This is a genomic window from Terriglobus albidus (assembly GCF_008000815.1).
Taxonomy (GTDB): Bacteria; Acidobacteriota; Terriglobia; order Terriglobales; family Acidobacteriaceae; genus Terriglobus; species Terriglobus albidus_A.
This window is the reverse complement of record NZ_CP042806.1, coordinates 783,749-804,542: the sequence shown is the minus strand read 5'-3', so window position 1 is coordinate 804,542 and position 20,794 is coordinate 783,749. Positions and strand designations below refer to the sequence as shown.

16 protein-coding genes are annotated in these 20,794 nt (G+C 60.6%); 6 read left to right on the top strand and 10 right to left on the bottom strand.

The features are described from left to right. Window positions 1–75: 75 nt before the first annotated feature. Genes purD through FTW19_RS03345 form a run of 3 tightly spaced genes read left to right on the top strand, consistent with a single transcriptional unit; the run spans window position 76 to window position 2,318 of the window. Window positions 76–1,356, top strand: a complete 1,281-nt coding sequence (purD, locus tag FTW19_RS03355) for a phosphoribosylamine--glycine ligase (RefSeq protein WP_147646329.1) — start codon at window positions 76–78, stop codon at window positions 1,354–1,356. Beyond that, a complete protein-coding gene (locus FTW19_RS03350) occupies window positions 1,357–1,854 on the top strand; it encodes a DinB family protein (protein ID WP_147646328.1) in 498 nt (165 codons plus the stop codon). Beyond that, window positions 1,851–2,318, top strand: coding sequence for a Rid family hydrolase (locus FTW19_RS03345; RefSeq protein WP_147646327.1), 468 nt, complete (start codon window positions 1,851–1,853; stop codon window positions 2,316–2,318). The genes FTW19_RS03350 and FTW19_RS03345 overlap by 4 nt, the downstream gene beginning before the upstream one ends. A gap of 283 nt (window positions 2,319–2,601) precedes the next feature. On the opposite strand, the gene purF is transcribed toward FTW19_RS03345, so the two are convergent. The 5 genes from purF to FTW19_RS03320 form a co-directional block, all read right to left on the bottom strand. Further along, complete coding sequence (purF, locus tag FTW19_RS03340) at window positions 2,602–4,071, bottom strand: amidophosphoribosyltransferase (protein WP_147646326.1); 1,470 nt, start codon at window positions 4,069–4,071, stop codon at window positions 2,602–2,604. Further along, on the bottom strand, window positions 4,071–6,386 hold the full coding sequence (gene purL, locus FTW19_RS03335) for a phosphoribosylformylglycinamidine synthase subunit PurL (RefSeq protein WP_147646325.1): 2,316 nt from the start codon (window positions 6,384–6,386) through the stop codon (window positions 4,071–4,073). The genes purF and purL overlap by 1 nt, the downstream gene beginning before the upstream one ends. Window positions 6,387–6,438: 52 nt before the next feature. Then, on the bottom strand, window positions 6,439–7,584 hold the full coding sequence (locus FTW19_RS03330; RefSeq protein WP_147646324.1) for a hypothetical protein: 1,146 nt from the start codon (window positions 7,582–7,584) through the stop codon (window positions 6,439–6,441). A 23-nt stretch (window positions 7,585–7,607) separates the two neighbouring features. Then, window positions 7,608–8,048: a dUTP diphosphatase gene (dut, locus tag FTW19_RS03325; protein WP_147646323.1), complete on the bottom strand. Its 441-nt coding sequence runs from the start codon at window positions 8,046–8,048 to the stop codon at window positions 7,608–7,610. Window positions 8,049–8,235: 187 nt separating this feature from the next. Continuing rightward, complete coding sequence (locus FTW19_RS03320; protein WP_147646322.1) at window positions 8,236–8,682, bottom strand: hypothetical protein; 447 nt, start codon at window positions 8,680–8,682, stop codon at window positions 8,236–8,238. 230 nt (window positions 8,683–8,912) lie between these two features. Here FTW19_RS03320 and FTW19_RS03315 point away from each other — a divergent pair, with 230 nt between their 5' ends. Both FTW19_RS03315 and FTW19_RS03310 read left to right on the top strand, forming a co-directional pair. Then, the gene (locus FTW19_RS03315; protein ID WP_147646321.1) at window positions 8,913–10,259 is read left to right on the top strand and encodes an aspartate aminotransferase family protein; all 1,347 of its coding nucleotides are present in this window, start codon (window positions 8,913–8,915) and stop codon (window positions 10,257–10,259) included. 280 nt (window positions 10,260–10,539) lie between these two features. Continuing rightward, a complete protein-coding gene (locus FTW19_RS03310) occupies window positions 10,540–14,331 on the top strand; it encodes an Ig-like domain repeat protein (protein ID WP_147646320.1) in 3,792 nt (1,263 codons plus the stop codon). Window positions 14,332–14,444: 113 nt separating this feature from the next. On the opposite strand, the gene FTW19_RS03305 is transcribed toward FTW19_RS03310, so the two are convergent. From FTW19_RS03305 to FTW19_RS03285, 5 genes are all read right to left on the bottom strand, one after another. Beyond that, the gene (locus FTW19_RS03305; protein ID WP_147646319.1) at window positions 14,445–16,079 is read right to left on the bottom strand and encodes a 2-oxo acid dehydrogenase subunit E2; all 1,635 of its coding nucleotides are present in this window, start codon (window positions 16,077–16,079) and stop codon (window positions 14,445–14,447) included. A gap of 141 nt (window positions 16,080–16,220) precedes the next feature. Beyond that, complete coding sequence (gene lipB / locus FTW19_RS03300; protein ID WP_147646318.1) at window positions 16,221–16,952, bottom strand: lipoyl(octanoyl) transferase LipB; 732 nt, start codon at window positions 16,950–16,952, stop codon at window positions 16,221–16,223. Window positions 16,953–17,071: 119 nt separating this feature from the next. Then, window positions 17,072–18,487, bottom strand: coding sequence for a dihydrolipoyl dehydrogenase (gene lpdA, locus FTW19_RS03295; protein WP_147646317.1), 1,416 nt, complete (start codon window positions 18,485–18,487; stop codon window positions 17,072–17,074). Window positions 18,488–18,594: 107 nt separating this feature from the next. Then, window positions 18,595–19,113, bottom strand: a complete 519-nt coding sequence (locus FTW19_RS03290; RefSeq protein ID WP_246153723.1) for a DinB family protein — start codon at window positions 19,111–19,113, stop codon at window positions 18,595–18,597. 3 nt (window positions 19,114–19,116) lie between these two features. Then, window positions 19,117–19,725 (bottom strand): AAA family ATPase, encoded by a 609-nt coding sequence (locus tag FTW19_RS03285; RefSeq protein WP_147646315.1) that lies wholly within the window; start codon window positions 19,723–19,725, stop codon window positions 19,117–19,119. An 83-nt stretch (window positions 19,726–19,808) separates the two neighbouring features. Here FTW19_RS03285 and FTW19_RS03280 point away from each other — a divergent pair, with 83 nt between their 5' ends. Then, on the top strand, window positions 19,809–20,753 hold the full coding sequence (locus tag FTW19_RS03280; RefSeq protein WP_147646314.1) for a VWA domain-containing protein: 945 nt from the start codon (window positions 19,809–19,811) through the stop codon (window positions 20,751–20,753). Window positions 20,754–20,794: the final 41 nt, after the last annotated feature.

The window sequence follows — 20,794 nt, the reverse complement described above, 5'->3', positions numbered from 1 at the left end:
CGAAGGACCCGCTTCGTGCCGCCCATGGCTATCCACCCAACCCGTACCTCGTCGAGTTTGCTAGGCTCGAAGCATATGAAGGTTTTGGTAATCGGTGGTGGCGGACGCGAACATGCTCTCGTCTGGTCGTTGCAGCAGAGTTCCAAAGTAAGTGAAGTTGTCTGCGCTCCCGGCAATGGAGGCATCGCCGCAATTGCGCGCTGCCTGCCGGTCGACGTGAAAGACGTCGCCTCGATGCTCGCCATCGTCGAGCAGGAACAGCCCGGGATGACCGTCATCGGCCCCGAGGTTCCCCTGGCCGCCGGCATCGTCGATGCCATGCAGCAGCGCGGTCTCCGTGTCTTCGGTCCGACACAGGCCGCCGCCCAACTGGAGAGCAGCAAGGCCTTCGCCAAAGAATTCATGCAGCGCCGCCGCATTCCCACGGCGCACTACGCCGTATGCACCTCGCTGGAAGAGGTGCGGAAGTCGCTGCCCATCTTCCATACGCCCCTGGTGGTGAAGGCCGACGGCCTGGCCGCCGGTAAGGGCGTAGTCATCTGTCAGACCAAAGCCGAAGCGGAAGAGGTTGCCGCAGGCATCTTCTCCGGTTCGCTGCTCGGCTCAAGCGATACCCGCCTTGTGTTGGAAGAGTTCCTCGAAGGCGAAGAGGTAAGCTTCTTCGCTTTATGCGACGGCAGCCACGCGATTCCCATCGCCGCGGCGCAGGATCACAAGCGAGTCGGCGAAGGTGATACTGGGCTGAATACCGGCGGCATGGGCGCATACTGCACCGACGCGCTGCTGGAGCCGACCATGGTGGACTGGCTCACCACGCACGTCACCCAGAATGTTGTCGACGGCATGGCGCAGGAGGGCACGCCCTTCACCGGCATCCTGTTCTGCGGTCTGATGATGACTGCACGCGGTCCCATGGTGCTGGAGTTCAACACACGCTGGGGAGATCCGGAGACCGAGGCCATCGTGCTTCGCCTCGAGAGCGATCTCTTTGACCTCTTCGATGCGGCCATCGACGGACGCGCGAACGAAGTCGCCGTCCGGCTCAAGCCGGGCGCCAGCGCATGCGTCATCGCAGCCAGCGGAGGCTATCCCGGCAGCTATCGTTCCGGCTTGAAGATCGACGGCCTCACGCCAACCAGCGATATCGGCGCGGTGCAGGTCTTCCACGCCGGAACCTCGCTCGTGGACGGGGAATTCCGCACCGCCGGAGGGCGCGTGCTGGCCGTCTCCGCCGCTGCAGATGACCTGAAGACGGCACTGGCGATGATCTACGGCCGCCTGGAGAGCATCGAGTTCGAAGGCATGTTCTATCGCCGCGATATCGGCCACCGGGCCCTGGCAAAGGAAGGTAAATAAATGAGCGCACCTGTTCTCTCCGCCGACGAGATGTTGCTGTGGCACACCCAAACCTCAGACCGCCTCCGTGGGCTGTTAGAACAACACCCTGAAGCACTGGCGTTTCCCTGCGACATCGCGAAGACGAGCACGCTCGGCGGCCTGCTGCAGCACATCGTCGCCGTCGAGCTGCGCTACGCAGAGCGTCTTGCCGGCGAGCCGGCAACCGAGTACGACACGATTCCCTACGGCACCGTAGCCGAGGTCTATGCGACTCACGACCGCGCCATGGAGCTATACCGGAAGGTCCTGGCCGACAGCAGCGTGAACTGGGACGAAGAGATAGAGTTCGTGACCCGCTCGCTGGGCGCGATGGTGGCAACGCGCAAGGCGGTCTTCTTCCACGCTCTGACCCACGCCATCCGCCACTACGCGCAGATCACAACCCTGCTGCGTCAGCACGAAATCACCATGAAGTTCCCTCTGGACTATCTCTTCGTGGCCGCGAGGCGCGTATGAAACGAGCCATCGCCGCGCTCCTGCTCTCCGGCACCGTCTTCGCCCAGCAGGGTGTGGTGGTCAAGCGCCTCGGCGCTCCGGATGTAAAGATCGAGCCGGCAATCTGGGTTGGCGACATGCTGTATGTCTGCGGCGTGATGGGAACTCCGGATGAGCCGGGGACACCTCCGGTCTTTCACCAGAACACAGAGCAGCAGACGCTCGGCGCCTTCCGCAACATCGAGAAGGTGCTCAAGGAACAGGGCCTCGGCCTCGGTGATATTGTGCAGATGCAGGTCTTCCTCGCACCCGATCCAAAGACCGGCGTCATGGACCTGGACGGCATGAACCGCGCCTACCAGTCACGCTTCGGCACGAAAGAACAACCCAACAAACCCGTCCGCGCTACAGTCCAGGTCAGCCGCCTGGTAGTCCCCACAGGCTTGATCGAAGTCATGGTCGTAGCCGCCCGCCCGAAGAAGTAACAGCCGTGCTTCATACGGTCTCGACAAATTCGATTAGTAGCGAGCGCATTCCACCCTGTTCGCGCGTAGTGCGAATGCCTTGCTTACAGGACGTCTCCACCCGTCCCGCAATAGGGTGAAAAAGGAAAGCGGCTTCGGCCGCTGAGGGTCTGTCTCCAAGACAGAAACGGTTCTCCCGGAATCCTGGAACAACACAAGTCCAAACACTTCGTCACGATGTTGCTGGAATAAGAAAGGGATCGCGCATTGCGCGATCCCCTGAACTAATAGGGACAAGTATGTCCTAAACTTTCACCGCCACCGCCGGCAGAATCTCATCCACATCCACCCATTGCGTCGGATAGTTCCCCGTATAGCACGCGGTGCAGAAGCTGTTGCCATGCGGCTCATACGCCCCACAAGCCTTCAACACCCCACCAAGCGACAGATACGCAAGTGAGTCAGCCTCGATGAACTGACGGATCTCTTCGATGGTGTTATTGGCGGCGATCAGCTCCTTGGTGCTGGGTGTATCGACACCGTAGAAACAAGGCGAAATCGTCGGCGGACAGGAGATGCGCATGTGCACCTCCTTGGCTCCGGCAGCGCGACACATACGCACGATCTTACGGCTCGTCGTTCCGCGAATGATCGAATCATCAATCAGGATGATGCGTTTGCCTTCCAGCAACGCCCGCGACGGATTCAACTTCATGCGCACACCGAAGTCACGCACCCGCTGTGTCGGCTCAATGAAGGTGCGGCCCACGTAGTGGTTGCGAATCAGACCGAAGTTGAACGGAATCCCTGATTCGGCGGAGTAGCCGATGGCGGCGGTCACGCCGGAATCCGGAACCGGAACCACCAGGTCGGCTTCGACAGCCGACTCGCGCGCGAGCTGACGGCCCATTTCTTCACGGCTCTTCTGCACCCAACGGCCGAAGACCTTCGAATCAGGCCGGGCGAAGTAAACGTGCTCAAAGATGCAGCTTGCCTGCTTGGTGGTGGTGTTGAAGTAGCGCGAGGTGACGCCGTCTTCCGAGACCATGACCAGCTCGCCCGGCTGCACATCGCGCTCGTACTTCGCATGCAGCAGGTCGAGGGCACAGGTCTCCGAGGCGAAGACGAAGGTGTCCGGCTTGCCGTCGACGCCCGGGATACGTCCCATGCACAGCGGCCGGAAGCCGCGAGGATCGCGCGCAGCGAAGATGCGGTTGCGCGTCATCATCACGATGGAGAAAGCGCCGTCGACCTGCGAGAGCGAGTCGGCGATGCAATCGACCAGCGTCGTCTCTGCGGAGTGCGCGATCAACTGCACAATGATCTCGGTATCGCTGGTGGTCTGGAAGACCGCTCCATCGCGCTCCAGGCGCTCCTTGGCGGTACCCAGGTTTACCAGGTTGCCGTTGTGCGCAATCGCGATCAGGCCCTTGGTCGACTCCACCCGAATCGGCTGCGCGTTCAGCAGCGCCGAGTCGCCGGTCGTGGAGTAGCGGGTGTGGCCGATGGCCATCTGCCCGGGAAGCTTCTGCAGGACGTCGTCGGTGAAGATCTCCGAGACCAGACCCATGCCTTTGACGTCAATGATGTCTTCGCCGTTCGAAGTGGCGATACCGCCCGACTCCTGTCCGCGGTGCTGCAGCGAGTACAGGCCCCAGTAGGTCATACGGGCGGCCTCAGGGTGGCCGTACACCGCCATCACGCCGCACTCTTCGCGCAGCTTGTCAAAGGGAGTGGCGTCGAGTTCGATCTCGTCCGGCTGCACGTGATTCATTACGCCAGCACCTCCGTCGCCAGGCGTGATTCAAGAGCCTGGGACCAGACCTGCTTCAACTCACCTACAGCCGCGCGGATCACGTTCTCACTGCCTACCGTGACCGACAGCGTGGCCTCCGCTGTCACTGTGCCGATCGGCTGCGCCATCAATGTACCATCCTTCTCGATCGTGCCCACCAGGGCTTCTACGGATTTATGCGAACAGGTCACCAGAATGGTGCTCGCCGGCTCGCTGAAAAGGGTTTGCAGCGCTGCGAGGTCTGTATCGATCTTGATCTCCGCGCCCAAACCCGCACGGAAGGTGGCCTTCGCCAGTGCAACCGCCAGGCCGCCGTCCGAGATGTCGGAGGCCGAGGTGATGAAGTTCCTCCGCGCCAGCAGCTGCAGCATCTGGTGCAGCGCTGCTTCCTTGCTTAGGTCGATCGCGGGAGGAATACCCCACAGATCGCCCAGAATGGTCTTGGCGAACTCGCTCGATCCGAACTCTGCCTGCCAGTTAGACGGTTTGGCAGTGTTGGGAGAGATCAACACGATCACGTCGCCGGCCTGGCTGAAGTGCGCCGGGGTCGCTTTGGTGACGTCGTCCAGAATGCCCACAATGCCGAGAACCGGGGTTGGATAGATCCCCACGCCGCGGGTCTCGTTGTAGAGCGAGACATTGCCGCCGGTGACCGGCGTGCCAAGCGCGTTGCAGCTCTCGGTGATGCCGTCGATGGCGGCAGAAAGCTGCGCCATAATCTCGGGCTTCTCCGGATTGCCGAAGTTCAGGCAGTTGGTCGCGGCAACCGGCTTCGCTCCGGTGCAGGCAACCTTACGCGCCGCCTCGGCGACCGCGTGCTTCGCGCCGGTCAGCGGATCGAGATAGCACCACCGCCCGTTGCCCGCCAGCGCCATCGAAAGCGCGCGGCTGGTGCCCTTGATGCGCATCACGCCGGCCTCATTGCCGGGGCCTTGCACCGTGTTGGTCTGCACCATGGAGTCGTACTGCTCAAAGACCCAGCGCTTGTCGCAGATGTTCGATGCCGCCAGCAGCTTCTTCAGCGCAGCGGTATAGTCCACAGCCTTATCCAGCAGACCCTCGGGAGCTTCCTTTGAGACCGGTGGCACCCAGGTGCCCACAGGGCGGTGGTACAGCGGCGCGTCATCCGTCAATGACTCATTGGAGAGATCGGCGACCAGCTCACCGTGATGGAAGATGCGCATCCGGTTCTGGGCAATCACCTTACCGACGATCCGTGCATCCAGACCCCATTTGGCGAAGACATCCAGAACCTCCTGCTCGCGGCCCTCATTGGCCACCAGCAGCATGCGCTCCTGCGACTCCGACAGCATGATCTCGTAGCTGTTCATGCCGGTCTCGCGCTGGGGCACGTTGTCCAGTTCGACTTCCAGGCCGACGCCACCACGGGCGCCCATCTCGCAGGTAGAGCAGGTCAGGCCCGCAGCACCCATGTCCTGAATACCGGCAACCGCACCCGGAATCTGCATGACCTCAAGGCAGGCCTCAAGAAGCAGCTTCTCCATGAACGGATCGCCCATCTGCACATTGGGGCGCTTCTGCTCAGAACCTTCCTTAAACTCCTCGCTGGCCATGGTCGCGCCGTGGATACCGTCGCGGCCCGTCTTGGCGCCGACATAGATCACTGGGTTTCCAATACCGGTGGCCTTGGCGTAGAAGATCTCGTCGCGCTTCACCAGGCCCAGCGCGAAAGCGTTCACCAGCGGATTGCCACTGTAACAGGGCTCAAAGCGAGTCTCACCGCCCAGGTTGGGAACGCCGAAGCAGTTGCCGTAACCGGCAATGCCATGCACCACGCCCTCAACCACGGCGTGGTTCTTGTGCGTGATCTCCTTGGGCAGCGTTGTGTCGTCCAGCGGACCGAAGCGGAGCGAGTCCATCACGGCCAGCGGACGCGCACCCATGGTGAAGATGTCGCGCAGAATGCCGCCAACACCCGTCGCCGCGCCCTGGTAGGGCTCAATGTAGCTGGGGTGGTTGTGGCTCTCGATCTTAAAGGCGCAGGCCCAGCCGTCGCCGACGTCGATGATGCCGGCGTTCTCGCCAGGACCCTGGACGACCAGCTCGCTCTTCGTGGGAAGGCGCTTCAGATGGACGCGCGATGACTTATAGGAGCAGTGCTCACTCCACATCACCGAATAAATGCCCAGCTCCGTCAGCGACGGAGTACGGCCGAGCGCCTGCTCAATACGAGCGTATTCGTCGGCGGTAATGCTGTGCAGTTTGAGCAGCTCGGGGGTAATGCGAGCCGGAGTGGGAACGTGGGTGGCCTGGGCTTGCGTTTCGTTAGGCATAGCTTGGCTACCTTGATTGTCGCACGTTGCTGCCCGGTTAATGATCCCAGCGCTATGGACGCTGCACTGTTTTCGCCGCAAGCGATGTAATCAACGCGACATTCTCCGGAGTCGCCTCCAACGTGTGGCAGCTGTCATCAATCTGACTCATCCCATCGGAGATGAAGAGAATCTCTTTGCCCGATCTGAGAAACGGTTTTTGATCCAGCAACATACGCCCGGTCGGCTCGGTCAGCCAACTCGAGGCATCTGCCAGCAGGGCATCCTTTTGAAGATGAGGATTGCCTTTGAGCGTCCGCATCTCAGACATCTGGACGGACTCGATATAGGGCGTGTCTCCCGTGATCGCATCGATGCGCCCCGCAATGATCCATTCGGCATCCCGGACATGATTCCGGACAATCGTCTCCGGGCACGGATCGCTGCTCAAAAGCCGCTTCTTTGCGGCCTCTCGTGTTGTTGATTGCCGGGCAGCAAGTATGGGGAGAAGGTCCTTGGCGCCATTCGGACAGAAGTGGAACGCGTTGGCGCAGGAGAAACCAGGTTGCAGAAGGGCATCCCGTAATTGCGGCTCAATCTGAGGAGTCATCAGGACAACAAGCCATGTGTCGCCCCAATTGGTGAACTTGGGCCTACTCCAAAAGCCATCATCCTGTTCCTGGAGAGAACTGAAAAACCCGTCCGATCGTATTCGGGGCAGCGAAACAAAATCGACGGCGGCCACACCCTTGTTTCCATCATCGATATGTAGATCGACGTTCCATATCGCGACGGTGCCATTCCGGATCGCCAGATTCTCTGTCAGGTAAAAGTCGCGCCATCCCAGCGTCGAGAGTGTTGGACCGACAAATCGGCCTGAACGGGTCTTATCGATCAACCAGACGAGACCCTTCAAAAAAGCGGAATCTTCGGGCTCTACAGAGGAGTAGCACGTGGCATCCGGGGCGCACCATTGCCGATAATCTTCGGGTCTCTCAAGAGGCCTCATTCGCGGAAGCAGTGCGAGCGCCTGCGCTCCTGAAGTAACGCCCGGCGTCACCTGCTTGAACTGCTGCAGGACGACCCGGGCTCGGTGCTGAAAGAGAAAGATCTGAAGGTGCCAGAACGCGGCAGTGAGAAGAATCACGGCGAGAGGCACAGCAAGTGAGACATACAGGATGCGCCGCACCTTGAAACGTCTCGTTCGTGCCTCGATCATCCCAGCGTTTCTCCCCGCAGAGATTATGCTCCGGTGGAACCGAAGCCGCCAGCGCCACGCGGAGCCTCAGCGATGACCTCAGACTCCTCAAAGTGAGCCGTCAGACGCTGGACAATACGAAGCTGCGCCACACGGTCGCCCACAGCCAATGTGACCGGCTGCTGCGACAGGTTGGTGATCACCACCTTGATCTCGCCGCGATAGCCGGGATCGATAACACCGGCCAGCGTCGTGACGCCCTTCACTGCCAGACCGGAACGGTCCTGCACCAACGCGCCATAGTTATCCGGAAACTCCATGGCCAGTCCGGTAGGCACCAGAGCCGTCTGCCCCGGCGTGAGTGTCGTAGCCTCAGCGGCATAAAGATCGGCGGCGAGGTCTCCCCACGGACCATCATGCGCATAGCGCGGCAGACGAGCTTCAGGGTGAAGGCGGCGGGTACGAATCGTAATCGGATGTGACATGACAGCTTCGATTGTTGCATGCAAACCTGTAGCTAAAGATGTCCACAACCCCATACACCGGGTGCGTCATATCTCGGCACTTCCGAGATGTGGAATAATTCGAGCGCAGCTCGATCCGTCTTTTTGTTTGTCATTTCGCTACGCGGGGCCTGGCTGGGTGCCCCACATACGCAAAGGGTTGGGGATCTCAGTTTCTCTTCAAGATAAGATGGGACACAACTTGTGAGGGCGATCCCTGCCACTGATATAAGTATCCATCCCTCACATCATCCCCCACCTCTTTGCCTCTGAATGCGGTCACGTAGCTGTGCGGGCCGAAACTCGCATGAACGCCAGCGTTGGCCGAGGACGCCATGGCACGGAGGCGCATCAGAAAAGAGACGCTGATCCATTTCGGCGAAAAGTGGACATGCCCCGTTTCGTCTGTATACAAATCTTCTTCGTGTCCTTGCGACTCGGCGGAGTAATTCTGGTAGCTTTCGCGCACCAGGACCTTGGCAACAGGATGATTCGATTCGTCGACCACATAGACATCCCACGAGGGCGCGTCCAGGCTGCGCGTCGGCCACAACAGCGCTATTAGCACCACGCCCGCAATGTAATAAATGGAACGCAACCGTTTCCCTTTGTCCACTTGTTAGCTGTTGAGTTTGAAGACAGTCTACGCCCAATAATCAAGACTCTGACAAGAATCCTTGCACGCGCGCCTGGTGAATGAGCGGCGTGTGGTGGGCGCAAATCACGAGATAGTCCGTCGAATATATCGACCCACCTTAACCACTCTGGTAAAGCCCCCATGAAAACCACCATGCCCCCATTTGTTTCTGGCTATACTGCTATCTCCAATCGCAGGGGTGCAGCACTATGGCCGAAACACTCAGCTCGCAGCAGGTCGTCGATATCACCAAGCAACACAACTTCGGCACCTGGCGCCGTGGCAAGCAGTGGAACCCGCTCCACGTGGTCAGTGGCGACGGCTGCTGGTTTACCGACGCCAACGGAAAGCGGTATCTCGACTTCTCTGCACAGTTGATGTGCGTGAACCTCGGCTACAACAACCAGGCGGTGATCCAGTCGATCCAGCAGCAGGCCGCGGAGCTGGCGTACATTCAGCCCTCATACACCACCACCGCGCGTGCAGAGCTGAGCCAGTTGCTGCTGGAGGTGCTGCCCAAGGGACTGACGAAGTTCTTCTTCTGCACCTCAGGTACCGATGCGAATGAGGCCGCCTTCAAGGTCGCTCGCATGTACACCGGCAAGACCAAGATCATCGGCCGCTATCGTTCGTATCACGGCTCGACGGCTTCTTCGATCGGCGCGACCGGCGACGCGCGCCGCTGGCCATCGGAGCCTCGGAGCAAGCTTCCCGGCGTAGTCTTCTCGCCCGAAGTGAACTGCTACAAGTGTCCGCTGAAACACTCGTATCCCGAGTGCGGCATCGCCTGCGCGGACTACCTCGAGTACATGATCCAGAACGAGGGCGATGTCGCCGCCGTTCTGGCGGAGACAGTTGTTGGTACCAACGGCGTGCTGATTCCTCCGCCCGGCTACTACCAGAAGCTGCGCCGCATCTGCGACGAAAACAATGTGCTGCTCATCGCCGATGAGGTCATGGCCGGATGGGGACGCACCGGCAAGTGGTTCGCCATCGATCACTGGGGTGTGCAGCCCGACATCCTCACCACCGCAAAAGGAATCACCTCGGCCTATGTTCCGCTGGGCCTGATGGCCGTCTCGGAAAAGATCTCCGCATTCTTTGAAGACAACCTCTTCGCGCATGGACATACGTATGAAGCGCACCCGCTGACGCTCGGCCCGGCCATCGCCACCATCCGCGAGATGCAGCGTCTCAACCTGGTAGAGCGCGCTGTCGAGGTAGGAGCCTATCTCGGCGAAAAGCTGCAGGCGCTGAAGGCCAAACATAAATCGATCGGCGACGTACGCGGCCTCGGTCTCTTCTGGGCCGTCGAGCTGGTAAAGGACCAGGCAAAGAAGACACCGTTCAACGTGTGGCAGGAGAAGCTCGACGGAAAGACGCTGGTCGTCGATCAGATCGCCGGCAAGATGATTGCCTCAGGAATCTTCCTGCAGGCATGGATGAACCACTTCGTCATCGCACCACCGCTCATCGTCTCGAAAGAAGAGATCGACTTCGCCCTGACAGCATTGGACGAACACCTGGCGATCGCGGACCAGCTAGTTGCTGGTTAGTTGAATGGTTGAATTGCCCGGCCATCGCATTGCAATGGCCGGTGTCGGGCTCTACTTACAGTTGCGGGAAACCCGGTTCGTACCACTCAAAAAGGAAAGCAGGAAGGGGCTGCCATTGGCGGCCCCTTTGCTTTTGGGAAAGTCCTCAAAAAATCTTTCAGGCTCCTGTCCTTTTTTTGCCCGCGGCTTCGCTTTCTTTCGTAGATCGCAAATTCAGACGTGTCTTTGAGCAGGCCCTTTGTGTGAAGTGCCAGCGTCATCGCACGTCGGAGGGATATCAATGAACTATTGCCGAACCATTGCCGTCCTGTTTTTTCTCTCCTGCCTGTCGATGTTTGCTGCCGCATCTTCCTGCATGGTCGAGGATCAAAACGTACAAAGCTCTCAACTGGCACAACAGATCGTTGCCCTCAACGCACAGATCTCTGGAATGAGCTCCTCAACGCGTCCCACAGCGATGGTCGCTCCCGGACGCAGCCTGCTCCAGGCCCGCCATGACCTGGTACTTCAGCTTCTCCGCGAACATCCGGAGGAAGCACATTCGGTGCTGTTACCCGCGGCCGTGGTTGCCGAGATTCAAGCCGTCAACGCTGCTGCCGGCAACCTTCTCGAACAGATCAAAACCGTCAGCGGTGAGCTGGTGCCCATGATCGCCGACGACTTCGAGCACAACACATCCTCTACGCGCTTTCAGGTCCACACCTCGACCGACGATATCGATCTCTTTGGCATTACGCCTCCTTCATCGCTCTACCATCGTCAGGTCGACGCCACCGGCGTTGTCCTCGACGACATCATGGCCGCCGATACAGTCTCTCCGTATGCAGCTGCCCCGACCGAAACCGATATCAAGACAGATACCTTTGCCCTCCCTGCGGTTAGCGGCGCACCGCCGGCCGTTTGCTCCACTCTTGGCGATCAGAAGGTCGCCGTCCTCGTCCTCAAGTTCTCCAACGGTCCGAGCTTCGGAACCAATGCCGATGTCGGCAACACGGTGAATAAGTACCTCTTCAACGCAACCTCTCCATCGGTGACCACCTTCTACAACGAGTCCTCGTACGGACAGGCGAGCATTAGCGGCGATGTGTATCCGATCACGCTCTCCACAACCTACGACTGCACCACCACAACGGCCATGCGCACCGCCGCCCTGGCCGCCGCCGCGGGCACGGTTGACTTCTCCAAATACAACCGCGTCATGCTGGTCTATCCGGTGACCAGTTGTGCCTTCGGTGGGCTCGGCGATGTCGGCTGCCGTTCCGCCGACAGTACCTTCCCCACACAGAACGCCACCACCTGGATTCCTGTCGCGGCCAACAGCACAGCTCCACCGGCCAGCAGCATCGTCTCTCCCATGGGTCATGAACTCGGTCACAACCTTGGCATGAATCACGCCAACACGCTCGATTTCACCACCATCCCGCTCGGCCCGGTCGACTTCGACGCCACCAATCCAAATACAGTTGGCGGCGGCGGGACCACCAGCACGACAAGCCGCATTCCTGCCATCAACAAGGAGTACGGAGATGCCTTTGACGATATGGGCGTCGCCTATCCAGCAGGCCCGTTCAACGCGCAACATCGCACCCAGTCGCTCGCCTGGATCGCCGGCCCTGACTCAAAGCTCCTCACCACCGGTTCCACCACGGTGACGCTGAAACCACTTGAGGGCAGCTCCGGCACACGTTCCGTTCGCGCCCTGCGCGACCCACGCACCGGCTCCTGGGTATGGCTTGAGTACCATCAGGCATCCGCTCCGTATGCCACGGCGAACTTCAATGCGAACACCGGTAACAACATCACGCAGGGTGTCCAGGTGCACTACGAGGACGGCTACAACAACAGCGGAACGGGAACACGTCTCCTCGACATGACTCCCACCAGCACCTCCAGCTCTGTCGGCAATAACTTCGTCGATGGTGCTCTACTTCCCGGGAAGTCCTGGTCCGATCCCTATTCGCTGCTCACCATTAAGACCAACTCCGCCGATAGCTCCGGCGCAAGCGTTACCATCTCCTACGACACGCCATGCGCGACCGTCGCGCTTTCGTCAGATACTGTAGCGGCCGCGGGCGGCACCGGTAGCGTTACCCTCACCGCTCCCTCCACCTGCACCTGGAGCGTCTTTGCGAACGCTCCCTGGCTTACCCTCACCGGCGCCAATGCCTCCGGCATCATCAGTGGAACCGGCAACGGATCGGTGACGTATACGGCAACCGCCAACACAGGCTCACAACGCACCACCTACATCACTGCGGGGCGGCAGAGCCTTCCGTTGACACAGTCCGCCACAGTGGCGACGCTGGCCGGAATCAGCCCTTCTCTCGTCACACTCACACCCGGCGTCTCCCAGGTCTTCACCATCACGGTCAATGACACCCAGGGGCTCAGCGATCTCCAGAACGTGGTCCTCTACCTCGCCGGCTCCAGCGTTGAAGGCTGCAACGTCTACATGTATCCCTCGGGCAGCAGCTCAGCAACCTACTATCTCACGACCACATCGGGTTTCGCATCCGGGCTTACTGCCGGCTCCTCCGGAAGTTCCAGCAACACCGTCTGCACGCTCTCGGGAAAGAACAGCGTCGTGACCGTCAACGGCAACCGGATCACCTTCGCCCTTGACCTCAGCTTCAATAAAAACTTCACCGGAGCTCACGTGGACAATGTCATGGTCAGCTCTAAATCGCAGACCGCAGCGATCATTGCCGTCGGCACACTGATCGTCAACGGCGATGCCGCCATCACCATGACACCCGCCAGCAGCGCTGTAGGGACGACCATCCCTGTCTCCATCACCGGACAGAACACCAGCTTCAGCCCCGCCTCCGTCGTCACCGTATCCGGCGCGGGAATTACCGTCGGCACACCGGCAGCCTCCTCAACGACAGCACTCACGGTCAGCCTGAACGTCGCCGCTACGGCCGCTACCGGGACGCGCACACTTACCGTCACGACAGGAACCGAGGTCGCCTCTACCACCTTCAATCTCGTCAGCAAGAATCAGCCCACCATCAAGCTGACATCCTCTTCCCTGAATGTGGTGCCCTCGGCCACACCGACCCTGACCGCAACCGTCACGGGAAGCGGTTATCCTGACCCCACCGGCTCGGTGGTCTTCCTCGACGGCTCGGCGACATTGGGTACAGCCACGCTTTCCTCGGGAACTGCCTCCATCACCGCGGGGCCCTTCAGCTCAGGCACACATCAGATCTCGGCGACCTACCAGGGAGACAACTATAACCAGACCGCCGCCCCCACTTCGGCGCTCACGCTGACCTCAGCGAAAACACAGACGACAACGACGCTGACGACTTCCACTTCCAGCGCCTTTGCCGGTACTTCCATCACCCTCACGGCAACGCTCACCGCAAGCAATAGCGCGACACCCGGGGGAAGCGTCACCTTCTTCGACGGCAGCAACACGCTCGGTACAGGCACGCTCGGCAGCAACGGCGTCGCCACCCTGACGGTGACCACACTCCCGGCCGGCAATCATGCCATTACCGCCGCCTTCGTCGACACGGGCGACTTCATCGGCTCCACCTCCAACAGCATCACTCTCGCCGTCAGCGACTTCACCATCACACCGGCAACCTCCAACCTCGCACTCACCGCCGGCGCCTCCGCCAACAACACCGTCAGTCTCACTGTTACACCCGGCTCCGGCGGCTTCACGACCGCCGTCAGCTTCACCTGCACCGGGCTTCCAGCCGGCGCGAGTTGCTCGGCATCACCCACAGCCGTTACCCCTGGAACTACAGCAACGACCGTCACCCTCTCCATTCTGACCACTGCGCGTCAGGCTCAAAACACGGTTGGCGCCGCCATCATCGGCCTCTTCAGTCTTCCTATCCTTGCCGTTCGCCGCAGACGCAGATGGCGCGCCGTCGTCCTTGCCCTGGCTCTCGGCGCTTCGCTCGCCATGGGCGGCTGCAGCGGCACTAAATCCAGCTCAACCACTACCGCCACAGGGACTCCGACAGGAACCTCCACTGTTACGGTCACCGCAACTTCCACCAGCGGTTCGCAGTCACTGATGCGTACCGCCACCATCAACCTGACGGTCAACTAGAGCAACACAGGTCGAACTACCCATAACTGGTAAGGCAAAGCAAAAAGGGGCTGCCGGCGGCAGCCCCTTTCCAGTGCATTAAGGCGCGAAGCGCGTTCCGCCGAGCGCGCAGCTCAGCCGATGTCTTCGGACCAGTTTTCGAGGTAGGCCTTGAAGTCGGTCATGAACTTGCCGGCGTCGGCTCCGTCAACGATGCGGTGATCGAAGCCGAGCGTGAAGCGCTGCACCGAGCGGATGGCGATGGACTCGTTGCCGTCCTTGTCGGTGAGCACCAGAGGCTCTCTGTTCAGGCCACCGATGCCGAGGATGGCGACCTGCGGCTGGTTGATGATCGGTGTTCCGAACTGTTCGCCGAAGATGCCGGCGTTGGTAATGGTGAAGGTGCCGCCGGCGATCTCATCCGGAGCCAGCTTCTTGCCGCGGGCGCGCTCAGCGATATCGACGATGCCGCGGGCGATGCCCAGGAAGCTCTTCTCCTCAGTCTGCTTGAGGACCGGAACGATCAGACCCCAGTCCAGAGCGACGGCGATGCCGATGTTGATGTTCTTCGCATAGCGGATGGCATCACCCTCGACGGAGGCATTGACGACGGGGTGCTTGCGGAGCGCGGTGATGACGGCGCGGGTGATGAAGGGCATGTACGTCAGCTTCACGCCGTTGCGCTGCTCGTACTTGTTCTTCTCCTTCTCACGCAGCTTCACGATGCGGGTCATGTCCACCTTGAAGATCGTGTGGACGTGCGGCGAGGTCTGCTTGGACTCGACCATGCGCTTGGCAATGATCGAGCGCATCTTCGACATCGGCTCCAGGGTGCCCGGGGCCGGAACAGCAGCGGCTGGGGCCGGAGCGGCAGCAGGCTTTGGCGCTGCCGGGGCAGCGGCAGCCGGAGCCGGGGCGGCTGCGGGCTTCGCACCCGAGATCACGCCGGTGATGTCGTCCTTGGTGATACGGCCGCTGGCGCCGGTGCCGGTGACGGTCGAAAGATCGATGGCGTTCTCCTTGGCCATCTTGCGGACCAGCGGAGAGCTCCGGACGCCGGCAGCGGCTGTTTCGGCGGTGGTCGGTGCAGCAGCAGCAGGGGCTGGAGCAGCGGCCGCGGGAGCCGGGGCGGCAGCAGGAGCAGCGGCAGCCTTGCCCGCGCCTCCGCCGATGACGGCGACCACGGTATTGATGGCAACGGTCGCACCCGCCTCTACCTTGATCTCGCTCAACACACCGGCTGCGGGCGAGGGAATCTCGGCGTCAACCTTGTCGGTCGAGATCTCAAAGAGCGGCTCGTCACGCTGGACGGAGTCGCCGACCTTCTTCAGCCACTTGGTGATGGTGCCTTCCGTGATGGACTCACCCATCTGGGGCATGACGACGTCTGTACCCGGACCGGCAGCAGGCGCAGCAGCGGGAGCCGAAGCAGCCGCAGAACCAGTGTTCTGTGCGGGCTCCTGCTTGGCTTCGGTAGCGGCAGCTTTATCGTCAGCGGCAGCCGGAGCGGGAGCGGCGACAACTGCCGAGCCCTCTTCCGCAATGATGGCAACGACACTGTTCACGCCGACCGTGGCGCCTTCCTGCACCTTGACTTCGGTCAGAATGCCGGCTGCGGGCGAGGGAATCTCGGCATCCACCTTATCGGTCGAGATCTCGAAGAGCGGCTCGTCGCGCTCTACCTTGTCGCCCGGCTTCTTCAGCCACTTGGTCAGGGTGCCTTCGGTGATGGACTCGCCCATCTGGGGCATGACTACGTCAGTCGGCATGATGATCCTTGAGAAAGTGAATTCAAATTACAAGTGAAACTGAGGTCGAGCGGCCGTCCAGCGAACGGAGCTCACTGCAACTCCCGATTCTATACCGCATAAAACAGGCTCGAAAACCGTCCCAAACCGATAAACGAACATTTAGGCGATATTCATCAACTCGTCGAGTGAGTCCACCGCCAGCATCTGCCGTTGAAAGACGTGGCCCATGTGACGTGCCGCCGAGTTGGCTGCGTTGGCCAGCGTCGGCGCTGGTTCCCGGCCTTCCGGCGCCTCCAACTCCAGGCTGGTGACGGCGCGGTCGGTGATGCCGCAGGGCACGATCAGATCGAAATCGCGAAGGTCCGTGGTCACATTCAATGCAAAGCCATGCGAGGTGACGCCCATGGAGACATGCACGCCGAAGGCGCAGATCTTCTTCTCCGGGATCGATCCGCCGGGGATGGTCCAGACGCCGGTGCGGCCTTTCACCCGCTGAGTGAGCACACCGAAGTCATGGCAGACGCGAATGATGACCTCTTCCAGCATGCGCATGTAGTCGACTGGCCCAAGGTGCGGCCCGCGCTTGCCCGGCCAGTCGCCGCGCAGATCGAAGATGGGATAGCCGACAAGCTGTCCCGGACCGTGATAGGTCACATCGCCGCCGCGGTTGATCTCGTGCAGCTCCACGCCCTTGCGAGCCAGCAGTTCATCGCTGGCGAGGACGTTTTCGCGATGGGAGTTGCGGCCCAGCGTCAGTACGGGAGGATGCTCCAGCAGGATCAGCGTATCGCCGATACGGTTCTGCTTGCGCGCCTCGATGACCTGCCGTTGGATCTCAAGACCGTCAGCGTAGGTGGTTCGTCCGAGTTGAAGGAGGTGAATGTACTGCATCGCGCCTTGCTTAAGGGCACGGCTTCAGCCGTGCCGCAACCATCTGGAGAAGGCAAGGGGCTTTAGCCCCTGAGGTCCATCCTCAGAAGCTAAAGCCCCATGTCCTTCGAATCGAATCGCTAAACGTTGATTGCCATGCCTTCAACCGAGGCGAAGCCGTCGAGCAGGGCCTCGGCAACGGTCGGGTGAGCGTGCACGGTGAACATCATGGACTCGATGGTCGCTTCGAGTTCCATCGCCGTCACCGCTTCCGCAATGATGTCGGTGGCCAGCGGACCAATGATGTGTACGCCGAGGATCTCGCCGTACTTCTTATCGGCGACTACCTTGATGAAGCCGTCGTGCGAACCCAGGATCGTTGCCTTGGAGTTGCCGACGAACGGGAACTTACCGACCTTCACGTCGTAGCCGGCTTCCTTTGCCTTGGCTTCCGTCAGACCCACGGAACCGATCTGCGGCTCGCAGTAGGTGCAGCCCGGGATCAGGTTGCGCTTCATCGGCTTGGCATACTTTCCTGCCAGCTTGGCGGCAACCAGCATGCCGGCGGTGGAACCGGAGTGTGCGAGCTGCGGGAAGCCCATGACGATGTCGCCAATGGCATAGACGCCTGGCTCGGCGGTCTGCATGTACTCGTCCACCTCGACGAAGCCGCGGTCTACCTTGACCTTAGTCTTATCGATACCGACGTTGCCGGTGCGGGGAGCGCGGCCCACGGCGACCAGAACCTTCTCCGCTTCCTTCGCGGCAGGCTTGCCGTCGCTGGTGGTGAAGTCGACCTTCACGCCGCTCTTGGTCTTTTCGATCTTGTCGACCTTGGCGGAGAGATGCACGTCGATGCCGCGCTTTTTGAACTGGCGCAGCAGTTCCTTGGAGACCTCTTCGTCTTCGGCCGGCACGATACGCGGCAGAGCCTCGATAACCGTAACCTCTGAGCCGAAGCTGCGGAAGATGGAGGCGAACTCGACACCCACGGCGCCTGAGCCGATGACTACGAGCGACTTTGGAACCGAGTCCATCGAGAGGATCTCGATGTTGGTCATGATCTTGTCGTCAGCGGTGTAGCCGGGGAGCATACGGGCATCGGAACCGGTAGCCAGCACAACATTCTTGGCCTGGACCTGCGACTCCTTACCGCCCTCGATGGCGATGGTGTGCACGCCACCCTTGGCCGCACCGGTCAGCTTGCCGTAGCCGCGCACCACCGTGATCTTGTTCTTCTTCATCAGAAAGTCGAGACCCTTGGTGTGCTTGGTGACGATGTCCGCTTTGCGGCCGACGACGGCGGGCCAGTTCACCTTGACCTCGCCGGTGGTCTCCAGGCCGAACTCCTTGGCGTGCTTGAAGTGATCGTAGACCTCGGCGGAGAACAGGATGGCCTTGGTGGGAATGCAACCCACATGCAGGCAGGTACCGCCAATCTTGTCGGTAGCCTCAATCAATGCCACCTTCAGCCCATACTGCGCCGCACGGATCGCACAGGTGTATCCCGCGGGTCCGCCGCCAATTACTGCAACATCAAAGATCGTATCTGCCAAGGGAATCTCCGTTTACTTCAAGACGTGGGATGACACAAACGTCACCATTTTACGCTGCCCGGCATTGCCGTGCGATTTTCGATATGACATGGCCGATAACAGCACAACTATAGGATGTGGGACGATGCCGCCGCGATTCGCTCCAACTGGAAGCAGTGGTGCTGCATATGCACAGCGAAGAAGTCGAGCATGCTGGAAAGGTCCATCCAGCCCGCCGATGGATGCCGGAAAATGCCGCCCTGCAATCCCTCCGGTGTTGTTGAGAGAAAGGTCTCCAACTCCTTCCGCGTCCTTTGCCACTCCGTCAGAACCTGGTCCCAATCGGGGTTGTTCTCCGGGAGGACATGGCTGGCGATCTCCGGAACCTTCACTCTGCGATCGGTTGAGAAGAGCCGGTGAAGAAATCGGACGTTGACACGGTCCTGTTTCTCGACCTCATGCGGCTGCGCGATATTTTGACGCGCCGCCCGCAGAGCCGTAGCCTCGGTCTTCGCCAGATGGCAGACCACCTCAGTCGCAGACCAGGCCTCGGGCTCCTCGCGGAACGATCGCCGTGCGGGAGTCCACTCTAAGAGCGGCGCCAGCAACAGCTTCTTCTGCTCCTCCAGCTCGCCGAGCGTAGGCATCACCTACCCAATGGTTCCCGCCGCATCAATCGTCGCCTTCACCATTGCGTCAATGCCCATGCAGGAGTTAAGTAGCAGGTGATAGAGATGGCGATCGGCCCAGTCACGGTTATAGTGCCGACGGACGTACGTCGCCCGGGCTGCATCGAAGGCGTGGATCTCTTGTTCGGCCAGGTGGGCGCGCTCCGGGTACTTTGCCTCGAACCAGCGCTTTTTGTGCGGCATAGAGGCGTAGGTGAAGACGTGGAACGCTCCCGGCGTACCGCAGAGGTAGCTCGAGCCGCCCCGGCCGACGATGACACAGTGACCTTCTGCCGCGACACGCTTCATCGCCCGCTGCAGATAGCCGAGCATCTGGTCGGTATCGATGCCGCTCGGCGGGAAGCCCAGCTCAGCGCCCCCGGCCAGAAATCCCTTCCCCAGACGTGCATACCAGGGATCAAGTTTCTCGTCGCCCGCCACTACCTGGCTTGGATCTACCCCGGCCTCGGCAGCCGCGGCGTCTACCAGAGCCTTGTCGTACAACTTCCAGCCCAACTTCTCCGCCAGGGCCGCGGCGTACTCCGCTCCCTCGCTGCCATATTCGCGTTCGATCGTAAAAAAGCGCACCATACGCGACGAACTATAGCACGGCAACTTTGCGAAGCATTCGTGATTTCTGAATCATCCATTGCTCCGTGCCGTATTGTGGCTGCATGTCTCTGCGACACCTTCTGCCCGTGCTCGCGCTCGGTCTTGTTTTGCATGCGCATGGGCAACAGGAGCAGCCCGAGTTCCGGCTACAGGTCAACAGCCGTCTGATCAGCACGACCCTCACCGTCCGCGACGCCAAAGGCAAGCTGGTCACTAACTTGCCGCAGACGGCCTTCCATATCAAGGAAGACGGAGCCGACCAGACCGTACGCTATTACGCCAGCCAGCGTGAGCTTCCGCTCAGCATCGCGCTGATCGTCGACGCCAGCGGCAGCCAGGATAAGTTCGTCAAAGAACACGAGCACGAGATCGAAGACTTCCTGAAGGAGGTGATGGAGCCGCGCGACCGCGCCTTCGCCATCTGCTTCGGAAATCATCTGCGCCTGGTCAGCGACTGGACCAGTGCCCCCAGCGAGATCATCGAGAGGGTCCATCACTTCAACAAAGGCGAGCGCAACTTCCCGGAGATCGGTCCCAAGGAAGAGCGTGATCTGGGCACGGCTCTTTATGACGCGGTTTACTTCTCCATCACCGAGAAGATGGAGGCCGAACGCGAACACCGCCGCGTCCTCATCGTCTTCTCCGACGGAGAGGAGAACTCCAGTGAGCATGACCTTCTCGACACCATCACCGCCGCGCAGGGCGCCGACACCCTGGTCTACGCGCTACGCACCACCGAGAACAAAGAGAAGAAGATGAACGCCCGCGACCGCTACGGTATGCGCGTGCTCGACCACCTGACCGAGGCGACCGGCGGCCAGAGCTTCGACGTCCGCAAAGAATCGAGCAAGGAGATCTTCACCTCCATCGCCGCGGACCTGAAGTCGCTCTACGAGATCGGCTACTACTCCAACAACCCTGCTCACGACCGCCGCTTCCGCAAGGTCACGATTACGGCAGGGGAAGGGATGGTGGTGAGGGCGAGGGAGGGGTACGCGCCTCGTTGAGGCGCGTAATTGAATGATGGAAGAATTGAATGATTGAATAA

Excerpts from the sequence above, each read along its gene's own strand:
- purD (WP_147646329.1), top strand. The coding sequence starts at position 76 with ATGAAGGTTTTGGTAATCGGTGGTGGCGGACGCGAACATGCTCTCGTC.
- FTW19_RS03350 (WP_147646328.1), top strand. The coding sequence starts at position 1,357 with ATGAGCGCACCTGTTCTCTCCGCCGACGAGATGTTGCTGTGGCACACC.
- FTW19_RS03345 (WP_147646327.1), top strand. The coding sequence starts at position 1,851 with ATGAAACGAGCCATCGCCGCGCTCCTGCTCTCCGGCACCGTCTTCGCC.
- purF (WP_147646326.1), bottom strand. The coding sequence starts at position 4,071 with ATGAATCACGTGCAGCCGGACGAGATCGAACTCGACGCCACTCCCTTT.
- purL (WP_147646325.1), bottom strand. The coding sequence starts at position 6,386 with ATGCCTAACGAAACGCAAGCCCAGGCCACCCACGTTCCCACTCCGGCT.
- FTW19_RS03330 (WP_147646324.1), bottom strand. The coding sequence starts at position 7,584 with ATGATCGAGGCACGAACGAGACGTTTCAAGGTGCGGCGCATCCTGTAT.
- dut (WP_147646323.1), bottom strand. The coding sequence starts at position 8,048 with ATGTCACATCCGATTACGATTCGTACCCGCCGCCTTCACCCTGAAGCT.
- FTW19_RS03315 (WP_147646321.1), top strand. The coding sequence starts at position 8,913 with ATGGCCGAAACACTCAGCTCGCAGCAGGTCGTCGATATCACCAAGCAA.
- FTW19_RS03310 (WP_147646320.1), top strand. The coding sequence starts at position 10,540 with ATGAACTATTGCCGAACCATTGCCGTCCTGTTTTTTCTCTCCTGCCTG.
- FTW19_RS03305 (WP_147646319.1), bottom strand. The coding sequence starts at position 16,079 with ATGCCGACTGACGTAGTCATGCCCCAGATGGGCGAGTCCATCACCGAA.
- lipB (WP_147646318.1), bottom strand. The coding sequence starts at position 16,952 with ATGCAGTACATTCACCTCCTTCAACTCGGACGAACCACCTACGCTGAC.
- FTW19_RS03290 (WP_246153723.1), bottom strand. The coding sequence starts at position 19,113 with ATGCCTACGCTCGGCGAGCTGGAGGAGCAGAAGAAGCTGTTGCTGGCG.
- FTW19_RS03285 (WP_147646315.1), bottom strand. The coding sequence starts at position 19,725 with ATGGTGCGCTTTTTTACGATCGAACGCGAATATGGCAGCGAGGGAGCG.
- FTW19_RS03280 (WP_147646314.1), top strand. The coding sequence starts at position 19,809 with ATGTCTCTGCGACACCTTCTGCCCGTGCTCGCGCTCGGTCTTGTTTTG.